Source organism: Maribacter luteocoastalis (genome assembly GCF_048890225.1).
GTDB classification, from domain to species: Bacteria; Bacteroidota; Bacteroidia; order Flavobacteriales; family Flavobacteriaceae; genus Maribacter; species Maribacter luteocoastalis.
The window spans coordinates 46,565-67,927 of sequence record NZ_JBMFZG010000002.1 but is presented as its reverse complement, the minus strand read 5'-3'; the positions used below and the strand labels follow the sequence as shown (position 1 = coordinate 67,927).

12 protein-coding genes are annotated in these 21,363 nt (G+C 36.3%); 8 read left to right on the top strand and 4 right to left on the bottom strand.

From position 1 onward, the window contains the following. Window positions 1-69: 69 nt before the first annotated feature. Entirely contained in the window at window positions 70-2,568 is a 2,499-nt protein-coding gene (locus tag ACOCEA_RS04795; protein WP_420755075.1) for an outer membrane beta-barrel protein, read from the bottom strand. Between the two features lie 125 nt (window positions 2,569-2,693). On the opposite strand from ACOCEA_RS04795, the gene lepA reads away from it, so the two are divergent. After that, window positions 2,694-4,490: a translation elongation factor 4 gene (gene lepA / locus ACOCEA_RS04790; protein ID WP_420755074.1), complete on the top strand. Its 1,797-nt coding sequence runs from the start codon at window positions 2,694-2,696 to the stop codon at window positions 4,488-4,490. Between the two features lie 4 nt (window positions 4,491-4,494). Here lepA and ACOCEA_RS04785 read toward each other — a convergent pair whose 3' ends face one another. Both ACOCEA_RS04785 and ACOCEA_RS04780 read right to left on the bottom strand, forming a co-directional pair. Next, a complete protein-coding gene (locus ACOCEA_RS04785) occupies window positions 4,495-6,339 on the bottom strand; it encodes a cation:proton antiporter (protein ID WP_420755073.1) in 1,845 nt (614 codons plus the stop codon). Window positions 6,340-6,404: 65 nt separating this feature from the next. Then, window positions 6,405-8,609, bottom strand: coding sequence for an amino acid permease (locus ACOCEA_RS04780; protein ID WP_420755072.1), 2,205 nt, complete (start codon window positions 8,607-8,609; stop codon window positions 6,405-6,407). Between the two features lie 691 nt (window positions 8,610-9,300). Here ACOCEA_RS04780 and ACOCEA_RS04775 point away from each other — a divergent pair. From ACOCEA_RS04775 to ACOCEA_RS04745, 7 genes are all read left to right on the top strand, one after another. Beyond that, window positions 9,301-13,125: a PAS domain S-box protein gene (locus tag ACOCEA_RS04775; protein WP_420755071.1), complete on the top strand. Its 3,825-nt coding sequence runs from the start codon at window positions 9,301-9,303 to the stop codon at window positions 13,123-13,125. After that, the gene (locus tag ACOCEA_RS04770) at window positions 13,094-13,489 is read left to right on the top strand and encodes a response regulator (protein WP_420755070.1); all 396 of its coding nucleotides are present in this window, start codon (window positions 13,094-13,096) and stop codon (window positions 13,487-13,489) included. Before ACOCEA_RS04775 ends, ACOCEA_RS04770 begins: the two co-directional genes overlap by 32 nt. 124 nt (window positions 13,490-13,613) lie before the next feature. Continuing rightward, on the top strand, window positions 13,614-14,483 hold the full coding sequence (locus ACOCEA_RS04765; RefSeq protein WP_420755069.1) for an MBL fold metallo-hydrolase: 870 nt from the start codon (window positions 13,614-13,616) through the stop codon (window positions 14,481-14,483). A gap of 65 nt (window positions 14,484-14,548) precedes the next feature. Next, the gene (locus ACOCEA_RS04760; protein WP_420755068.1) at window positions 14,549-16,180 is read left to right on the top strand and encodes a S8 family peptidase; all 1,632 of its coding nucleotides are present in this window, start codon (window positions 14,549-14,551) and stop codon (window positions 16,178-16,180) included. A 40-nt stretch (window positions 16,181-16,220) separates the two neighbouring features. Then, window positions 16,221-18,056 carry a M1 family metallopeptidase gene (locus ACOCEA_RS04755; RefSeq protein ID WP_420755526.1) on the top strand — a complete coding sequence of 612 codons (1,836 nt, stop codon included), beginning with the start codon at window positions 16,221-16,223 and terminating at the stop codon, window positions 18,054-18,056. 17 nt (window positions 18,057-18,073) lie between these two features. Continuing rightward, a complete protein-coding gene (rnpA, locus tag ACOCEA_RS04750) occupies window positions 18,074-18,481 on the top strand; it encodes a ribonuclease P protein component (RefSeq protein WP_420755067.1) in 408 nt (135 codons plus the stop codon). Then, entirely contained in the window at window positions 18,459-20,093 is a 1,635-nt protein-coding gene (locus ACOCEA_RS04745; RefSeq protein WP_420755066.1) for a S41 family peptidase, read from the top strand. The genes rnpA and ACOCEA_RS04745 overlap by 23 nt, the downstream gene beginning before the upstream one ends. On the opposite strand, the gene ACOCEA_RS04740 is transcribed toward ACOCEA_RS04745, so the two are convergent. After that, a complete protein-coding gene (locus ACOCEA_RS04740) occupies window positions 20,090-20,962 on the bottom strand; it encodes a 3-keto-disaccharide hydrolase (RefSeq protein ID WP_420755065.1) in 873 nt (290 codons plus the stop codon). The two genes, ACOCEA_RS04745 and ACOCEA_RS04740, sit on opposite strands and share 4 nt — an antisense overlap. Window positions 20,963-21,363 lie beyond the last annotated feature (401 nt).

The following is a 21,363-nucleotide window of genomic DNA, read 5'->3' as shown; positions in this document are numbered from 1 at the left end:
TTAATATGCCGAGAAATATCTTACGTTTGTGAAGGTAACAAGTTTACAAAATATAAACGTATTAATAGATTATTCTTCATTTATTCTTTCTCTTTCAGCCTTTTCAATTTGTCTTTGGTTATCTTCCAATCTAAAATTTCCGAAATTATAGGTGAACCCTATTTTAATATTCTGGGTTTCACGTACCGACAAATAATTATTGTCCTGATTCAAATATTTTGTACTAAACCTTGGATTGTCCTTACCCAACATATCATTTGCCGTTACACTAAGGACCGCCCTTTTATTCCAAAACGATTTACGTAGGCCACAGGTTACATTGGTGGTTTCAGACCTAATATAGGAGCCTTGTATAAAACCCGATAGATAAACAAATCCAACCTCACCTTTAAAACTCCCGTCCTTGGATAGTGTGAGATAATTGGTCACATCAATATAAAAACCATCATAAGCATTTGTGCTAGCTACGTTATTACTTTCCAAGGCCAAAAATGTCTCGTCTTCATGAAAGATAGAGAAATAGCTATAGAGGTACCAGTTATTTGAAATTGACTTGCCATAATTAAAATCAAACCCATAACTAGTGCTGCTTAATGCATTTTGGGAAACTTCCCTTAATACCAAGTTGTTATTATCTTGAAAGGCTATGGAAGAGATGTAATTGCCATTATCCCTATAATACAGGTCAAAGAAAAATTCTTGTTTTAAGGTATAGTTTAAATTAAAATTATTGGTGAAATTAGGTACTAGATTTGGGTTTCCATCATAAAATATATTCTCACTATCATAGGTCCTAAAAGGGTTTAGGTCCTGATATCTAGGTCTATTTAATTTTCTAGAATAATCAAAGGAAAAGCTATGGTTTTCATTTACATTATGTAATAGATAAAAGGTTGGAAACACCTCTAGATAGTCCAAGTTGTTAATCGTTGACAATACTGCGGAATTACCGGTACTATTGGTCTGTTCCGCTCGTATACCTGTCTTTAAGCTCCATTTATCCCAATCTTTTGAAATACTGGCATACGCGGCATACACTTTCTCATCATATAAATAATTGTCGGATAAATTTGGGTCAAATATCATCCCATTGTTTTGTGTAAAATAATCTAACTTACTTTGAGAATCTATGATTGAGGCTTTTACCCCTGATTCTAAGCTAACCGTCCCTATGAGCTTTGAATAGTCAATCTGCGCGGTAAAAATCTTTATATCTTGGTTAGCCCCTGTAAAGAAATTAAACGATCGTAGAGATGTGCCGCCCTGATCAAAATAATTAGATCTAGCGTCTTGGGTCCTATTTAAATCAAATGAAGTATAGTGTGTGTTCACAGTTATAGAACCATCTTCCTTAAATCGGTGTTTAAAGGTAAGGTCTCCCGAAAGATTGTTTTTGGATTCATCTAAAAAGTTTGCTGTGGTAGAAATAGAATCTAAAACACCCTGTCCATTTTCCATATAGGTTTGTTGGAAATTATCATAGGTCCTATCTGGGGATATTTGCACATTTGAAGTGAAATTAAGTTCATTTCTTTCATCAAATTCAAAATCTAACACCAAGGCCATGTTGTGCGACCGAAATCTATATGTTTTGTCAAAATCTGTATCCCAGACAGAGAAAATATCGCCACTGTTATTAAGGAACCGCGTCGTGTTGCTTACGTCTAGATACTCTTTTCTTGGAGCAAAGGAATAATTTAGATTTAGATTCAATTTTTGGGTTTTATAAAAGTGGGAAGTGCCAAAAACATATTTTGGAAAAACACCTTGTGTGTAATCTGTATTGATATTTCCTTTGTACCCAAGCGATAAATTCTTGCTAGTTATAATGTTCAAGACCGCGCCCCCCTCCGCATCATACTTAGAGGGTGGATTACTTATTACCTCAACGGATTTAATGTTTTGGCCCTGGTAATTCTCTAACAAATCCCTAACCTCTGCAGAAGATAATTGAACCTTACGGTCATTGATATATACTACCGCTGGGTGGCCATTAATTGCAAGCTCATCCTGCATGGCTATAACCCCCGGTGTCTGTCTTAAAATGTCCCAAGAACTACTTTGTGATAACACCGTGTTTTCCACATTAAAGATCAAACGATCTACCTTGCGCTCTACCTGTGGCCTATTTGCCGTTACTACTACCTCATCCAGTTCTTCCACCTTCTGGGAAATAATCAGTGCCCCAATTTTTGTGTCCTTTAAAATATCCAAGGCCATACGATTTGATGATTGACCAATATAACTTGCCTGTAAGAAATAGAGGCCAGGGGTAATATCCTGAATAAGAAAAGCTCCTTCCTCATCTGCCGAGGAACCCATTACCAAAGAAGAGTCAACAATATCTAAAAGAAAAACGGATGCAAAAGGTATAACTTCATTTTTATCATCCCTTACCTCGCCACTGAGTACAAATTCTTGTGCGAGACCAACTTGGCAGGATAACAATAAAACCAATAAAAATAGTGGTGTGACCTTCACGTAATATTTGGGTTGTAAAATCAAATTTAACAAAATATTACGGTTTTTCTTTACAATAAATGTAATCCCTTGTAAAATTGAAGCCATTAATATTCACCTGAATTTTGAACGACCAAGTATTAATTGTCCTTTTAAATTAGATTATATTTGCAATTGCTTTTGAAGCCATGGTATATATTGGAATTTAAGGCATTACCATTTATCTGTTTGCTATGAAAAACATTAGAAATTTTTGCATAATTGCCCATATTGATCACGGTAAAAGTACTTTGGCCGATAGGTTGTTGGACTTTACAGGTTCTGTTACCGAACGCGAAAAAAAGGAGCAGTTACTAGATAGCATGGATTTGGAACGAGAGCGTGGTATCACCATAAAAAGTCACGCCATACAAATGGAATATACCTATAAAGGCGAGAAATACATTCTTAATCTTATTGATACGCCAGGACATGTGGATTTTTCCTATGAGGTTTCAAGGTCCATTGCCGCTTGTGAAGGTGCCCTTTTGGTGGTAGATGCTGCCCAAAGTATTCAGGCACAGACGATATCCAACCTTTATTTGGCCTTAGAAAACGACCTGGAGATTATACCCGTGTTGAACAAGGTAGACTTGCCAAGCGCAAACCCTGAAGAGGTAACCGATGATATCGTTGATCTATTGGGGTGTACGCCAGAGGAAGTAATACCTGCAAGTGCCAAAACAGGTATTGGTATTGGGGAAATTTTAAGTGCGATTATAGAGCGTATTCCTGCACCAACAGGTGTCCCAGATGAACCTTTACAGGCACTGGTTTTTGATTCTGTCTATAATCCATTTAGAGGTGTTGAAACTTATTTTAGAGTGGTAAACGGTTCTATAAAAAAAGGGCAAAAAATAAAGTTTGTTGCCACTGGTAAAAGCTATTTTGCCGATGAAGTTGGCACGTTAAAATTGGTACAGCATCCTAAAAACATTATTGAAACTGGTGATGTAGGGTATTTGATAACTGGCATAAAAGATGCTAGAGAGGTTAAAGTAGGTGATACTATTACCGATTCTGCTAACCCGACCAAAAACGCTATTGCAGGTTTTGAAGATGTAAAACCTATGGTTTTCGCTGGAATTTATCCTGTTGATACCGAAGATTTTGAAGAATTACGTTCTTCCATGGAAAAATTACAGCTTAATGATGCCTCTTTGGTTTTTGCTCCCGAAAGTAGTGCGGCCCTAGGTTTTGGTTTTAGATGTGGATTTTTGGGAATGTTACACATGGAAATTATCCAAGAGCGTTTAGAACGGGAATTTGATATGACCGTAATAACCACTGTACCCAACGTTAGTTACCATGCCTATACCAGAAAGGACCCTGATACCCCTTTAATAGTTAATAACCCAAGTGATCTTCCCGATCCTTCTACTGTTGATAGAGTGGAAGAGCCGTATATTAAGGCAACGATTATTACAAAATCTGATTATGTAGGAAATGTTATGTCCCTCTGCATAGAAAAACGTGGTCAAATTACGAATCAGACGTATTTAACCACTGAACGTGTAGAACTTAATTTTGATATGCCTTTGGCAGAAATTGTTTTTGATTTCTATGACCGACTAAAAACAGTGTCTAAAGGCTATGCATCTTTTGATTATGCCCCAATAGGCATGCGAACCTCAAAATTAGTGCGTGTAGATATTTTGTTGAATGCACAACCTGTAGATGCGCTTTCTGCATTAATACATGCTGACAATGCCGCCAATATAGGCAAAAAGATGTGCGAAAAACTTAAAGAGCTTATCCCTAGACAACAATTTGATATTCCAATTCAGGCAGCCATAGGTTCCAAAATTATTTCTAGGGAAACCATTAAGGCCCTTAGAAAAGATGTTACGGCAAAATGTTATGGTGGTGATATTTCACGAAAAAGAAAGCTATTGGAAAAGCAGAAGAAAGGTAAAAAGCGTATGCGCCAAGTAGGTAATGTTGAGATACCACAACAGGCATTTATGGCCGTACTTAAACTTAACGACTAATTTTTTACTCCGTTTTTCCGTTATTGTCAACAGGGAACTTTTTACCTAGATACGCTAGTTTATAGCCTTCTTTGATATCTGTGAACTCCTTACTAAATGCCGGTATAATGGTAATATTATTGTCTGGTGCTTTTAAAAATAAAGGGATGATATCCTCGTCTGCCTTGGTAATCTCAATCAACCCTTCATAGTGTTCGGTATCCTTTAAATCAATTTCATGGATAAATGGATTCTTTCTCGCAGCTTCAGTTAACTTGATAAAGTCATCTGTGTGGGAAAAAAGCCCTTCTTTTGGGTTGTTCTCAGGATCGTTCATTTCTTCGGCGTCAACCAACCTAAAAGAGCCATTTTCGCCAAATTGCTTTTCAAACTTGGTAATGGCATATTTGTTAATTTCTGAGTTACCTGTCAAAGCCATTAAGTAGCCAATATCATTTAGCTCTATATTATCCGTCAGTGAATCTGAATATATATTGGCAGAAAAAGCCTCCAACCCTAATTTTTTAGCCTTGTCAATATTGGTCTGGTTATTGTCTATTAAAACAACATGCCTATTGTTTTTGTGCATATATTCCCCAATTAGCCTAGAGACTTTAGAGGCTCCAAGAATTAAAATCCCTTCAGACTTTTTAAGGAATACGCCTACCATCTTGGCAAATAACCTTGCAGTGGTAGCGTTCAACAGTACCGTTCCCAATACTATCATAAATACCAGTGGCGTAATATACTCTGCGCCCGGCTCTCCCTTTAAAATTAATTTAGACCCAAATAAAGATGCTATACCCGCAGCCACAATTCCCCTTGGTCCAACCCAACTTACAAATAGTTTCTCATTAAACTTTAAATTGGAGCCCATAGCACTTAAAAAAACACCCAAAGGCCTTATGACGAATACTATACAAGCAAATAGCCCTGCTGTTTTCCAGTTATAGATTAAGGCTAAGTCTTGCACATCTATATTGGCTGCAAGTAGAATGAATAAGATAGATATCAATAAAACACTTAAAGATTCCTTGAAATACAAAAGTTCCTTAATGTTTGGCAAGTCCATGTTACCCAATACCATGCCCATAACCACTACGGCCAATAGCCCAGATTCGTGTGCAAAAACATCAGACTCCACAAATACAAGTAACACGACAGACAAGGAAACCACATTAAGTAAATAATGCGGTATAAAATTTTTCTTTATGGCAAAGGCCAAGGCATGGGCAAACGTAAATCCAAATGTAAATCCAAACAAAAGAATCTTGCCAAATTCTACTAATGCAGTTTTCGTATATGCTTGGCCTTCGCCAACACTGATAAACTCAAAGACCAAAACCGCTGCAAGGGCACCAATAGGATCTATTAGTATTCCCTCCCACTTTAAAACGGCAGAGATATCCTTTTTAAGGGGAATGTTCCTTAATATTGGTGTAATTACCGTTGGCCCTGTAACGATAATAAGTGCTGAGAACAAAAAGGATACTTGCCAGGTTAGTTCAAAAATAAAATGTGCCGCAACCGCACCAGCAAAAAAAGTAACCACGCTTCCTAGGGTGATAAGTTTTGTTATAACTGGTCCAACATTTATGATTTCCGCTCTTTTTAAGGTCAACCCTCCTTCAAACAGAATAATACTAATGGCTAGTGAAACAAAATAATAAAGCCCTTCGCCGGGAAACAACCCTTTTTCCCCATTCCATATCGGTTCTATCAGCTTTGAGCCATCCTCTGTATAAAGTGTAGAAAATGGGCCAACCAACAAGCCAATAAGAATCAAGGGTAAAATAGCAGGCAACTTTAAGCGCCAAGCCACCCATTGTGCTATTATTCCCAAAATAATGATACCTGCCAGTTCTAACATTCCTATATGTTTTGGGTAAAAATAAGTATTTAACCAAACTTTATATCGTTTGACCTAAAATCAAATCAATGATCTTTCATCGTAAGCCTTAAAACGGAACAGGCAGATTTCTCTGTATATTTATCCTTACCCGTACCAAATAAAACACTAAGCCAATTATCCTTTTGAGGTGTGCCTAAAATCAATAAATCATAGCCAGCAGAAATATTGGAAATTGCCCCTATTGAATCATTGTCTCTTTTAATCATAACCGAACTATCAGTATGTACTTTTTGCAGTAACTTCAATGAATTATCTCGCATGGCATACTCATCTTCCTCGTTCATATTTTCTGAAACTACATGAAGTAAGGTTAGTGATGCATTATAAAAAGTACAAATTCTATCGGCTACAGCAATAAAGTTCTTATCCTTTCGGCCAGGCCTAAGCGCTAGAAGCACTTTACTTATATGCCGCACCCCAACATCTTTAAATAGCGCGAAGTCAGAATTGATATTGGTCAATAACCAACCTATTGGGTTACTTACCAAAATACCATTATGCGCTCTACCATTCCAGCCCATTACTAACCAATCGCAATGTGTCTGGTTACTCAGTTCATGAATGGTGTCGGATATTTCATGGGTAACTGCGGCTTCAAAATCTATGATAATGTTTTTTGATTTTGCCAATTGGGAAATTCGCCGCTCTAAAGAAGCTATTGTAGGACTTTCCCCTACCATAGCATCCAAAAACGTTTGATTTGGTACTTCGGTAATATTTACGGCCTGTATCTTATCCCTTTTATTAAGTGCTGCAGCTATTTCTACCAGCATTTCGGGCGAGGTCTCATTGCCAAGCAATGGCACTACCACCCCCGCATCTGAAGCTAATTTACCGTCTAGATTCTGTAAAACCTCCGATTGATTATTTCTGTAGGTTATCTGGCCTTTTCCCTTTCTTTTATAAAAAAGGTATAATGCTGGTCTATGACCATATTTTCTTAAAATACCAGTTCTGGTAGCGTTTTTCCCAAAATAAAAATAAATTAAAAAACCTATTGCAAGAATTACAACTATGGCTGTTAAAGGTCCTAATCCCAATACTATTAATAATGTGATGCCGCTTCCAATTCCAAATAATTGAACAAAAGGATATAAAGGCGATTTATAAGGTGGTGCGTACCATTGTGCCGAAGTCTCCCTCAACACAATAACGCAAGCATTTACCAAAATAAACATCATTACCATAAAGGCACTGGCCAATTTTGCAATCTTTTCTACATCTAAAAACAAAATGACCAGGGCCATAACAAAACACGTCATGGCAATGGTTACCACTGGGGTTAAATATTTTGAGTGTATTCTTGACATAAAATCTGGCAACAATTTATCCCTTGCCATAGCAAAAGGAAATCTAGAAGCTGCCAATACGCCGGAATTAGCCATAGAAATTAATGTGATTATCCCCACGATTGCCGCTATATAACCAATAACACTCCCGCCCAATAGATTGGCAATAGTGTAAATTGGTTTAATGTCTGTTTTTAATTCTTCTAACGGTAGGTTCCCTACCAACACAAAAGCCACAACCACGTAAATTGTGGTCATTATAAAGAGTGATAAAATCATAGCCCTGGGCAGGTTTACGCTTGGGTTCTTGATTTCGCCGGCAATAGCTGCGACCTTGGTTACACCAGCATAAGAAATATATACGAATGCTACAGTAGTAAACAAACCCATATTACCATTAAGTAAAAAAGGATCTAAAAGTTCAGAGGACGTTCTAGGGAGTCCGAAAATCAAAATTAAGGCAAGACTTAACAGGCTTATCGAAACAATTACAATTTGAACCTTTCCTACTTTTTTTACTCCTAAAATATTCAAAAACAATATCAACACTAAGAAAATAAGGGCTACGTATTTAGTAAGACCTGCTTCTATATTAATTAGAATAGTCAGGTATGCACCAAAACCGACTAGGGCAAAAGCACTTTTAAGCAACAATGATAACCAAAGACCTATACCCGCAATAGTACCAAAAAGAGGGCCGAAGGCCCGCTCGATATACACATAGGTTCCCCCAGAGGATGGCATTGCCGTTGCTAACTCTGACTTTGATAAAGCAGCTGGCAAAATACATATTGCAGCTAACAGATAGGCTAGCCAAACAGAAGATCCTGTTTTTGCTGCGGCTATGCCGGGAAGTACAAATATTCCACTGCCCAACATTCCTCCGATACTAATTGCGACAACTGAAGTTAGTGATAAGCTACGTTCTAATTTTTTCAATTCAATTTGAAGTTAGCGCTAAAAATAGGCTTTTTAATAGCATACCAAAATGATGATATATTCTTAATAAACCAAGGTTTTCAGTAGGTTTTATTTCGTTATCCCTGTAGAAAACAAACTAGAAGAGTTAGACTAGCTTGACATGGAAAAAAATTCTATCGTATTGTCAGATAATTTTATTAGACCCAAAATTGAATAGTCCAGATATAGGTTTCCCATTCATCCAAAGTTTATGGAAAGGTTTTATTTAAATTATAAGGACTGGACTAAAATGAAAAGTTTTCTACCATCGAATCGATGGTTTTTCTTGAAAGTTATACATGTAACCGTAGAACCTTGTGATGTTTGAATGTTATAGTTTTTATTGTGAACGCTCTCTGTGTTTTGGAAATCAGTTTATGGTGCTTAACAAGAAAAAATTGTAAACATTTACTGACAATTTTTAGTAAAAACCCATCTTAACTAAGCAAACTTTTTTACTTTTATGACTATTCTATATAGAATTCAGATTTGGTATAAGTTAGACTTGGCGATTCTTCATAGTTTCTTTTTTTTTAAAAAAGTCAATTATGCCCCAAAAATTGATTTTTAAATAGTCGTCTACACTAATATTTAATCTGCCTTTTTTACTCTAAAGAAATATTCCCTAATAAGCCCAAATTAAATGCCGTGTGCAAATACATGATAAAAAATGATTAAACTTTTTAAAAATGTATTATTTAAAATACCCGTATTAACAGGGTTTTTTATATTTCTCCTCATTTTATTGATTACCCAATTCTTTACCTACCAGCGCTATTTGTTATTTAAAAGTATTGGCCAAGAAGAAATTAGGCGGCATGCCTATGGGGTAGAAAAAGAACTGCAAAGCGTTCTTAACCAGGGTTTTAACACAACACAAACATTAGCGTTTATTGTTGAGAATTATGGCATTCCTAAAAATTTTGATAGCATTGCCCTCCTTCTATTAAAAACCAACAATAAGATTAACGCCTTGGAACTAGTTAATAAACAAGGCATCATCACACACGTGTATCCACTAGAGGGAAATGAAGTAATCGGTTTTAATATTCTAAAAGATTCTATTGGAAAAGACGGTGCTTTAGAAACTATTGAGCGTAAAAACTATTTTATGACTGGTCCCATTAGGCTAAAGCAAGGTGGCTCTGGATTTGTAAGCAGAACACCTATATTTAACAGAAATGAATTTATTGGCTTTACTGCTGCTGTTATTGACCTTCCCACATTATTAAGTGCCATACCAGAAGACTCTTTAGGAAAAGGTCGGTTTTCATACCAATTATCAAAAGTAAACCCTGACTATTCCGAAGAAGTATTTTTCTCTTCTGGAGATATTGCTATTGATAAAGCATTTAACATTCCCATTACCACCCGTAAAGGCGAGTGGAAACTATATGTAATTTCAAACAGTAGTTCAATCTTATCTACCATATTTATATTCGGAATTGTTGGTTTTGCACTCTCAATTCTTGCGGGAACATACGTTACTTTCCTTTTAAGACAACCCTTGAAACTTAAAAAACTAGTTGATGAGAAGACATCGCTCTTGAATCTAAGTAGAAGAAAATATAAAACCCTTATAGAGCAAGCATCTGATGGTATTTTTATAACAGATCTAAAGGGTAATATCATAGATGTTAACCTCGTTGGCTTAGATATGTTTGGATACGATAAAGAGGAGTTGCTACAAAAAAATTTAACAGATCTTTCTACGCCTTACGAATTAGCAAAGAACACCATAAAATTTACTGAAATTGTAAAAGGCAACACCGTATTAAATGAAAGTAAAATGTTCCGAAAAGATGGTTCCGCATTTTTTGGTGAGATTAAGGCCAAAATGCTTCCAAACAAAACCATACAGGGTATCGTACGGGATTCTACAGAACGAAAAAAACTTGAGTTACTCGCTCAAAACAACCTTCAGAAATTTAGCAAGGCCTTTAATAACAATACAGTAGGAATGGCGATTCTAGACCTACAACAAAGGTTTGTAGATGCCAATACCTATTTTTTAAATTTAATTGGTTGGTCGCTTGATGAAATAAAAGGCAAGTCTATTAATGAGTTGGACTTAATAACTGAAGCGGGCGTCGAAAAAAGGGACAAGGCAATTGTAGCCCTAGAATTATATGGCAAAATAGAAACCATGGATATTGTTTTTAAAACCAAAAGTGGTAACCTATTACATTTGTTGACATCTGCCGAAACGTATGATTTTAATAACCAAAAATATATTCTATCCACTTTTATAGACCGAACGGAGGCTAAAAAAGCAGAAAAAATAATAATTGAGAGCGAAGAAAAATATAGGTTGCTTGTACAAAATGCCTCTGACGGCATTATTCTAATGGATCCCAACGCAAATTTTATAGACGTAAACATAAAAATCTGCAACATGCTTGGTTATTCAAGTAAAGAATTATTAAACATGAATGTTGCAGATGTAATTGATCCAGAAAATTTAAAATCCGTTCCGCTTAAATTTGCCGAATTAAATGCAGGCAAAACAATTCGCACAAGAAGGGTACTTGTAAAAAAAGACAAGACTAAGGTTGTGGTAAATGCCAATGTAAAAATGTTGCCCAATAAAACTTTACAAGGGATATTTCGAGATGTCACCGAAAAGGAAAAAGCATTGGAACAAATTGCCAAAAGCGAAAAAAAATATAGGGAATTAACAGAACGGATTTCTGACGCCTTTGTTGCCTTTGACAAAGATTGGACATTTATATATATAAACGCAATGGCGGCGAAGATAATTGCTAGAGAACCAAAAGAGTTAATTGGCAAAAACCTTTGGGCTGAATTTCCTGAGTTTGCAAATAGTAAAGCCTATCCAATATTTGTTGATGCCCTTGAAAATCAGAAATACACCTACTTTGAACAATATCATGATGAATTTGATTCTTGGATAGCTAATCACCTTTATCCTTCAAAAGAAGGGACAACCATATATTTTAAAAATATTACAAAACAGAAACTGGCAGACCAAGAAAACCAAAAGTTGATTTCAATAATTGAGAACAGTCAAGGATTTATTGGGTTGGCCAATTTAAATGGTAAGCCCCTGTATTTAAATGAAGCAGGCAGAAAGTTAGTAGGTATACCCTCTCATGTGAATATTAATGATTTTTCAATTTTAAATATTTTCCAAGAGGATTATAAAGAAGTCATAAAGGAAGAATATATACCCCAGATTGTTAAAAAAGGTTCATGGCACGGGGAGACCTACCTTAAAAACATTCAATCAGATGAACTGGTGCCAATGGAATTTTCTGCCTTTTTAATTAATGACAATACCACCCATGAGCCTATAGGAATAGGTGCAGTGGCATTTGACCTTACCGAAAGAAAAGAGGCGGAAAAAGAAATTGTATCGTTACAGAATAAAATGAATGCAGCCATACGTATCGGTAAGATTGGATATTGGAATTGGCATGTGGAATCAGGAAACATTGAATGGTCTGATCGCATGTATGAAATATATGATGTTCCTTTAGGCACACCAATTACTGTTGCTTTTACAGAAAAATTGGTTCACCCAGACGATTGGGTTAGGCATAATGAAATATTGGCACAAAAAATTTCCTCAAAAGATATTAGTCCATTCACCTATAGAATAGCGCACAAAAATCTGTCTTGTAAACATGTCCTTGTTCAAATGGAAGTTGTTGAAGACGAAAACAATAAGCCTGTTTGGTACCAAGGAACCGCTGTAGACATCACCCTCACAAAAGAAGCAGAAGAAAGGTTGGAAACACAGAATCTTGAGCTTAAAAAAACCAATTCTGTGTTAGATAGCTTTGTTTATAGTGCCTCCCATGAACTAAGGGCGCCGTTAACATCTGTTCTTGGCTTGGTAAACATAATGGTGTTAGATGAAAAGGAACCAGAGCGATTGCTTCAACTGCGGATGATGGAAAGTTCTATTATGAGATTGGACGATTTCATAAAGGATATAATTGAGTATTCAAAAAATAGACATTTGGAAGTTCAATTAGAAAAAATAAATTTTCGTACCTTAATTGACGATGCATTCAATAGTCTTTGGTACCTCGAAAACACCAAGAAAATAAAATTGGTATGTAATATTGAGAACGACACACCCTTTATATCTGATAAAAAGAGGATAGCTGTGGTTTTGAACAATTTTATTTCAAACGCAATAAAATATCATGATTTAGCTAAAAAACAACCTTCTATTTGGATACATATAAAAACCACTAAAAAGAATGCAACTATAGAAATACGTGACAATGGACTAGGTATTGCAAAAGAACATTTGGACAAAATTTTTAATATGTTTTATAGGATATCTTCTAAAGTTATGGGTTCTGGCATTGGATTGTATATTGTTAGTGAAATATTAGAAAAGTTAAATGGCAACATAGAGGTAGATTCAATCCTAAAAAAAGGAACCTCCTTTGTGATTACATTACCCAATAAATCTTTAAAACAAAAAAATGGCCCAGAAGAAAATTCTATTGATAGATGATTCTGAAATAGATAATTTTATTAATAAAGCTGTCCTTTCAAAATCTGATTTTATCTCTGAAATATTTGTTAGGTCCTCAGGTAAAGAGGCCTTGGAATTTTTAAAAGAATTAGTGGATATTCCCGACTCCTTCCCTGATTTTATATTTTTAGATATTAGAATGCCTATTATGGATGGGTTTCAATTTATGGAAGAGTATTCTAAATTACCCCTTGAGGTTAAAAACAGGTGCAAAGTATATATCCTAAGTTCATCTATTGATCCACTTGATATAGAAAGAGCTAAAAATTGTGTTGATGTAGAGAATCATTTGACCAAACCTTTAGCCCATCACTCTATTAATGTGCTAATAAATAATGCCTAACCAAATCACATCTTCGGTTTTTGAAAACAAGGGCCTTTATCTGATTTGCGTTAAAAACTCTTAAATACTAGTTGTTCCCATGCATTTTTAACTATTTTCGGAATTATATATTTCATAATTTTAAATGAATCTATTCCCCATAGAGACAGGAAATTTTAAATTGGACGGCGGTGCCATGTTCGGTGTTGTTCCTAAAACTATCTGGCAAAGGACAAATCCCGCAGACCATAATAATCTAATAGATGTCGCTGCAAGAAGCTTATTGATTGAAGATGGAAATAAACTTATTTTAATAGATACAGGGCTAGGAACCAAGCAATCAGACAAGTTTTTTGGTTATTATCATCGTTGGGGTAATTTTACTTTAGATAATTCTCTTGCACAACTTGGTTTTCATAAAGATGATATCACCGATGTTTTTATGACCCATCTGCATTTTGACCATTGTGGAGGGTGTGTCCAATGGAATAAGGATAGAACTGGTTATGAAACAGCATATAAAAATGCTGTTTACTGGACCAATAAAAACCATTGGCAGTGGGCAACCAAACCGAACGCCAGGGAAAAAGCTTCTTTCTTAAAAGAAAATCTGTTGCCCATGGAAGAAAGTGGTCAATTAAAATTTATCTCTTCAGGGCAAATTCAAAACGATTCAATTATTGCTAGTCCTGAATTTCGTTTTGATATCCGATTTGTAAATGGCCATACTGAAAAACAAATGTTGCCCCAGATAAGATATAAAGGAAAGACATTGGTTTTTATGGCCGATTTAATACCGACCGTGGGACATATTCCCCTGCCGTATATTATGGGATATGACACAAGGCCCCTCCTTACTTTAGTGGAAAAAGAATTTTTTTTAAATGATGCTGTTGAAAACGATTATTATCTTTTCTTTGAGCACGATGCGCACAATCAGATTTGTACTTTAAAACAAACAGAAAAAGGCATTCGCTTAAATCAAATTTTCACATTTAATGAACTTTTTAATTAAGCTGTCATTTTTTCAAGCGGCAAAATCAATATAAATTATTATAACAAAAACAATTTAAGACGTACATGACAAGTAATATTTCAAAATTAGTATTAACTATTTCCTTTACAGCCTTAATCGGTTGTGGAAGCACAGGTGGTTTAATCCTAACTCCAGTCGAAAACATAGATACTGTGCCGTTAAAAGTGGCAGAGCTTACAGAAACGGAAAAGAAAAATTGGGGGCATTTAGATTTAGCAACGGATACCATACCGGGAATGAGTGTTGACAAAGCTTATTCTGAAATAATTAAAAATAAAAAGGGCAGTAAGGTTATTGTTGCGGTTTTAGATTCTGGTATAGATTTAGGCCATGAGGATTTGGATGATGTACTATGGACCAATACGAGGGAAAAACCAGGTAACAACAAAGATGATGACGGCAATGGCTTCATAGATGATATACATGGTTATAACTTTTTGGGTGAGTCTTACAACGAGCAGCTAGAATATGTTAGAATGTTGCGTTTAAATATTGGAGATCAAGCAACCTTGACCAAGGCAAAGACAGAATTGGAAAAAGGGTATAATGAAGCTTTGCAAAACAAACAGCAGTATGAGCAAATTTTACAGGCAGTAAAAGGTGCGGATGCAGAGGTTAGACAGCATTTGGGAAAAGAAACATATACAAAGCAAGATCTTGCGGGTATCGAGGCTACTACAGAAACTATGCAACGTAATGTGGCCATTCTTACGCAAATGTTATCCATTAAAGATAGCATTCCAGAAATTTTAAAGGAACTGGGGTTGGGGATAGCACATTTTACAGATCAAGTAAACTATAATCTTAACAAAGATTTTAATGGAAGAGAAATCGTTGGCGATGACCCTTACGATTTAAGCGATATCAATTATGGCAATGGCAACCCAAATAATAGGGTAGAGGATGAAAGTCACGGCACCCATGTGGCCGGCATAATAGCGGCTGAGCGAAACAATGGCATAGGTGCCAACGGCGTAGCCAATAATGTCGCTATTATGAGCATAAGGGCCGTTCCAAACGGCGATGAGTATGACAAAGATATTGCGCGTGGAATTCGCTACGCTGTAGATAATGGCGCCAGGGTCATTAATGGTAGTTTTGGCAAGGCTTATTCCCCAAAAGCACAGTGGGTATATGATGCTATAAAATATGCCGCGGAAAATAATGTGCTTTTTGTTCATGCAGCGGGTAACGATGGCGCAAATTTGGACGATCCCTCAAATCCTAATTACCCCAATGACCAAATAGACAATGGAATAGAGTTTTCCGATAATGTTATTACGGTTGGTGCATTAGATCCAAACTACGGGTCTGAATTGGTTGCGTCATATTCTAACTACGGAAAAATAAACGTTGATATTTTTGCTCCTGGAACAGACATTTATTCTACATATCCAAACGACACTTATGAGTATTCCCCGGGAACCTCAATGGCCTCTCCTGCCGTGGCGGGTTTAGCTGCACTTTTATTTTCACAATACCCTAATTTAACAGCGTCACAAGTAAAGAAAATAATCCTTGCTTCTGGGTTGCCAATAAAGACCAAAGTGATTTTAGGCGGAGACCCATCCAATAGTGCCTCTTTGTCCGAAATATCAACATCCGGTAAAATAGCAAATGCCTATAATGCATTAATTATGGCTAATAAAGTAAGTAAAGGTCAACTACAACTATAATAGAAAGAAAAAGATGAATTTAGTACGATTATACCTATCAATGGTCCTGGTTTTTAGTCTTGTAGCTAAAGGCATAGCGCAAAACCAAACAAATTACTGGCAACAACATGTTAATTATACTATGGATGTAACCATGGATGTAACTAATTTCCAATATGATGGCACGCAAAAATTGGTATATACCAACAACTCACCTGATGTGTTACATAGGGTTTACTACCACCTATACTTTAATGCCTTTCAACCAGGGAGTGAAATGGATATACGCCTTCAGACTATTCAAGACCCGGACAAGAGAATGATTACTCAGGATGAAAAAAGCCGAATTGCTGTTCTTAAAGAAAATGAAACAGGGTTTCTACATACAACATCTTTAACCCAAGATGGGCAAAAAGTTGATTTTAATGAAGAGGGAACTGTACTTGTAGTTACTCTGGCAAAACCGATTCTGCCTGGTGAAAAAACTGTCTTTCAAATGTCTTTTAACGGTCAAGTGCCTTTACAAATTAGACGTTCTGGCAGAAATAGCTCAGAAGGTGTGGCTCTTTCTATGAGCCAGTGGTATCCAAAACTGGCAGAATATGACTTTGAAGGTTGGCATGCAGACCCGTATATAGCACGTGAATTTCATGGTGTTTGGGGAGATTTTGATGTGAAACTTACCTTGGATAAGGAATACACTGTAGGTGGTACGGGTTATCTTCAAAACCCTCAAGAAATAGGCCACGGTTATGAGGCGCCTGGCACGAAAGTAAAAAAGCAAAAAGGTAAAACCTTAACATGGCACTTTAAGGCGCCTATGGTTCATGACTTTATGTGGGCAGCAGACCCTGAATATCTGCATGACACCTTGCAAGTAGAGAATGGGCCAATGTTGCACTTTTTTTATAAAAACAATCCAGATATAATAGACAACTGGAAAAAATTACAGCCAAAAACCGCTGAGGCCATGCAATTTTTTAATAAAAATATAGGGCCATATCCGTATGAACAATACTCAGTGATACAAGGAGGTGATGGCGGCATGGAGTATGCCATGTCTACCTTAATAACCGGGGAAAGAAAGTTTGGAAGTCTTGTCGGAGTAATGGCACATGAAATGGCGCATTCTTGGTTTCAACACCTCTTGGCAACAAATGAAGCAAAACATGAATGGATGGATGAAGGGTTTACTTCATTCATTTCTACTTTATGTATGAATGAAATCATGGACCAAAAGAAAGACAACCCTTTTGAAAATTCTTATAAAGGATATTACAATTTGGCCTTGTCTGGAAAGGAACAACCGCAATCTACCTATGCAGATCGTTACGGCCTAAACTTTGCGTATGGCATATCTGCCTACAGCAAGGGTTCTGTATTCTTATCTCAGCTTGGCTACATTATTGGTCAAGATAAACTAATGGAAACCTTGAGAAGGTATTATTCCGATTTTAAATTTAAACATCCTGTTCCAAACGATATAAAACGAACTGCCGAAAAAGTATCTGGTATGGAACTAGATTGGTATTTGACAGATTGGACCCAGACTACCAATACGATAGATTATGGCATAAAATCGGTAGAGGAAAATGAAGGACAAACCAAGATTACTTTAGAACGTATTGGCTTAATGCCCATGCCATTGGATATTTTGGTTGTTTATAATGATGGTAGCCAAGAAACTTTTTATGTGCCATTGCAAATGATGCGTGGTGAAAAGGAAAATCCATACCCTGCTCTTGATCGTGCCGTTTTAACTGATTGGGCATGGGCCTATCCATCTTATGAATTTACCTTAAACAAAGCCGTTTCTAGTATTAAGGCTATTTTGATAGATCCATCACAACTTATGGCAGATGTAAATGCGGAAAACAATATTTGGCAGGAACAATAGCCATCCTTAAAACAAACATGGGAGATTCAACTCTTAAAGACGGTGCTTCTTTCGGGAAAAAGGAAAAGCTAAAAAGCCAAACACAGATAAGTAAATTGTTTGCAAAAGGGAACAGTATATCGGTATATCCGTTAAAATTGATATACCTAAAAAATGACGACCAGGAGGTTAAAATTAAAACGGCCGTTGCCGTGGCTAAAAAGAATTTTAAAAGTGCCGTTAAAAGAAATAGGATAAAAAGGCTCCTCCGTGAAACATATAGGCTTAACAAAGCCCTGGTTTTTAACAATACACAAGGAAAGTTTACGTTTCTATTTTTATACCTTGGTAAAGAAATGCCCACTTTTGAAAATCTAGCGTCCAAAATGCCGCTTCTTTTAAGGAAATTTAATGCCCAGATCCATGAAAAAAACAATACGCAATAAAGTTCTTATACCGCTACTGGCAATTACCTTTCTTGTTGTTGGGAGCAGTTTTAAAAGCGACTTTTTTGAAATAGCGAAACAAATAGAGATTTTCACTACGTTATTCAAGGAGCTGAACATGAATTACGTAGATGAGACCAATCCGGCAGAATTAATGGATACCGCCATTAAAAATATGTTGGAGGACCTTGATCCCTATACCAAGTTTTTAAATGAACAGGATGTAGAATCTTACCGTATAAACAATGCAGGTGAATATTCAGGTATAGGGGCGCTTGTAAGAACCTATAAGGACCGATTGCTAATTGTAGAGCCCCATGAGGGTTATCCGGCAGATAAGGCGGGCTTAAAAGCAGGCGACCAAATCATACAAATTGGCGATATTAAAGTTGCTGATTTTGATGATAACGCCAGTGAACTTTTAAAAGGTGCAAATGGGACTTCAGTATCTATTATCTACAAAAGGCAAGGTAAAATTAGCAGCACAACCATCACTAGAGAGGGTATAGAGGTAGATGCCGTTCCTTTTTATAGTATGATAGATGACAACACTGGGTATATTGTTCTCTCTAAATTTAATGCAAAAGCCTCTTCCCAAACCAAATCTGCTTTATTGGATCTAAAAGGTAAGGGTGCAGAAAAAATCGTACTCGATCTTCGTGATAATCCAGGAGGTTTATTATCCGAAGCCATTAATGTTACCAACTTATTTGTGCCAAAAGGCGAGTTGATCGTAACCACAAAATCCAAAGTAAAAAAGTTTAACCGGGAATATAGAACAAATAATACGGCAGTTGACGCAGATATTCCTTTAGTTATTTTGGTTAATGGCAGTAGTGCATCGGCAAGTGAAATTGTTTCAGGAAGTCTTCAAGATTTGGATAGGGCCGTAATAATGGGGGCTAGAAGTTTTGGCAAGGGTTTGGTTCAAAGACCTTTGAAACTTACGTATGGTACACAATTAAAAGTAACCATTTCCAGATACTATACATCCTCTGGTCGTTGTATTCAAGCACTCGATTACTGGAACAGGGATGATAACGGGAATGCCGTTAGAAATACCCAATTCAATGATTTTACCACAAGAAACGGCAGAAAGGTTCAAGATGGTGGTGGTGTATTGCCTGATATTGAAATTGCAACCGTAAAAACAAATGACCTTACTATGGCCTTGCTTCAAAATAATGTAATCTTTGATTATGCCACAGATTATTTTTACTCCAACAACCTTAAAGATGTGGGTGAATTTAAATTTTCCAATACAGATTTTAATAGCTTTAAGTCCTTTGTTAGGGCAAGTGATTTTTCGTTTGAAACTAAAGCAGAAAAAGAAATCAAAAAAGCATTGTCTGGCGATGAAAACGATTTCTTGGGCAGCGAAGTCAGGGATAGTTACAAAATCTTACTTGCCAACATAGAAAAAGGCAAAATAAACGCCTTGGACAAATATCAAGATGAAGTGCAGAAAAATCTGGAAGATGAAATTGTTAAACGATATTTCTACCGCAACGGATTATACAAATATTACTTAAGCAATGACGAGGCTATTTTAGCCGCTACAGAATTGTTGGGTAACCAATCTAAGTATGGTGCCCTTTTGGGTAATCGTTAATTATAGATACAACTTTTAGGGTCAGATGCCACAAAATAAGACTTATAGTTTTTGGCATTGGGATTCATACATCCCTTTAAGTTTTTAATTTTCACATCCCTAAAATCTATGGGTTGACCTTCACTTTGTAAAGCAATATAGCCTTCTTTTAATGGCGTTCCGGCTTTAAAAATAGCCGTGTCAAATCCGTTAACAACACCCCCTCCCATTTGAGGTTTAGTATATGTAAGCACTTCCTTTCCATTAATGATGTGGGTAATTACGGAATCTCCCAAGACAATCAGTTCTGCCTTTACCCATTGGTCGCCAAAATAGGTATCTGAATTGGAATTGATACAGTGCCTTGGGTCTATTTTGCCTTCAAATTGCACATCGGTCCCAGGGGAACACATGTTTCCTGTAGGGCGTTCGGTGCCTTCTTCTATACCCGCTAAAAATTGCATTTCTACCGATATAGGCCAATCTTGTTCTTTTAGAATAGTTCTGGGGTCCTGTGAGTGAAACATAACCCCGCTATTTTTTAAAGTATAATCAGGTGCGCCTGGGTGAAGTTCTCCCACAAATCGATATTCCATTGATAAATGAAAATAGGAATAGGGCACATCGTAATATAAGTGTCCGAAGCGATTGTTGAAATCACCTTCATATCGATCATACCTAACCTTTATGATGCCGTCTTCTACCCTAAAGGTATCCCCATGATTATCGTTAACATCATAATGGTGAATTTTGGTTGTCCATCCTCTCAAATCCTTTCCATTGAACATTTCTGTCCATTCTGTATTCGGCTTGTTTTGTTGGGCCCATCCGCATGAAAATACAAATGCAAATAATAAAATTGCGAATAAATTAGAGGTAGTCTTTGGCATGTGCTATTTGTTTAAATCTAAATATACTTATAAATCCTTACTTACAAAGGGTCTGATTTGGGGGCTTATAAGGCACATAAGTGGGTGTTTGGTGAAAAAGCCTTGCGTATTACCGCCACCAATATAGAAATATGTCTTGCCAATGAGGCTTATAAAAAGCACATTATTAAGTGTTTAACTAAAAAACCCATGTCTTTTCATTCGCTTTAACCATACGAACCCATTAATAAATCCAAAAAGCGAGCATTACAACTTGGGTTTAGAAAATGGATTTATAATGGGCAGAGAAGACTTAACGGTTCAATTGTAAGCAACGTGAAACATTCCAAGTAAGAGCATCATAGAATTCTTTTAGGCTTAAAAATTTTATTTACATTTAATAATGATTTTGAAACACCACT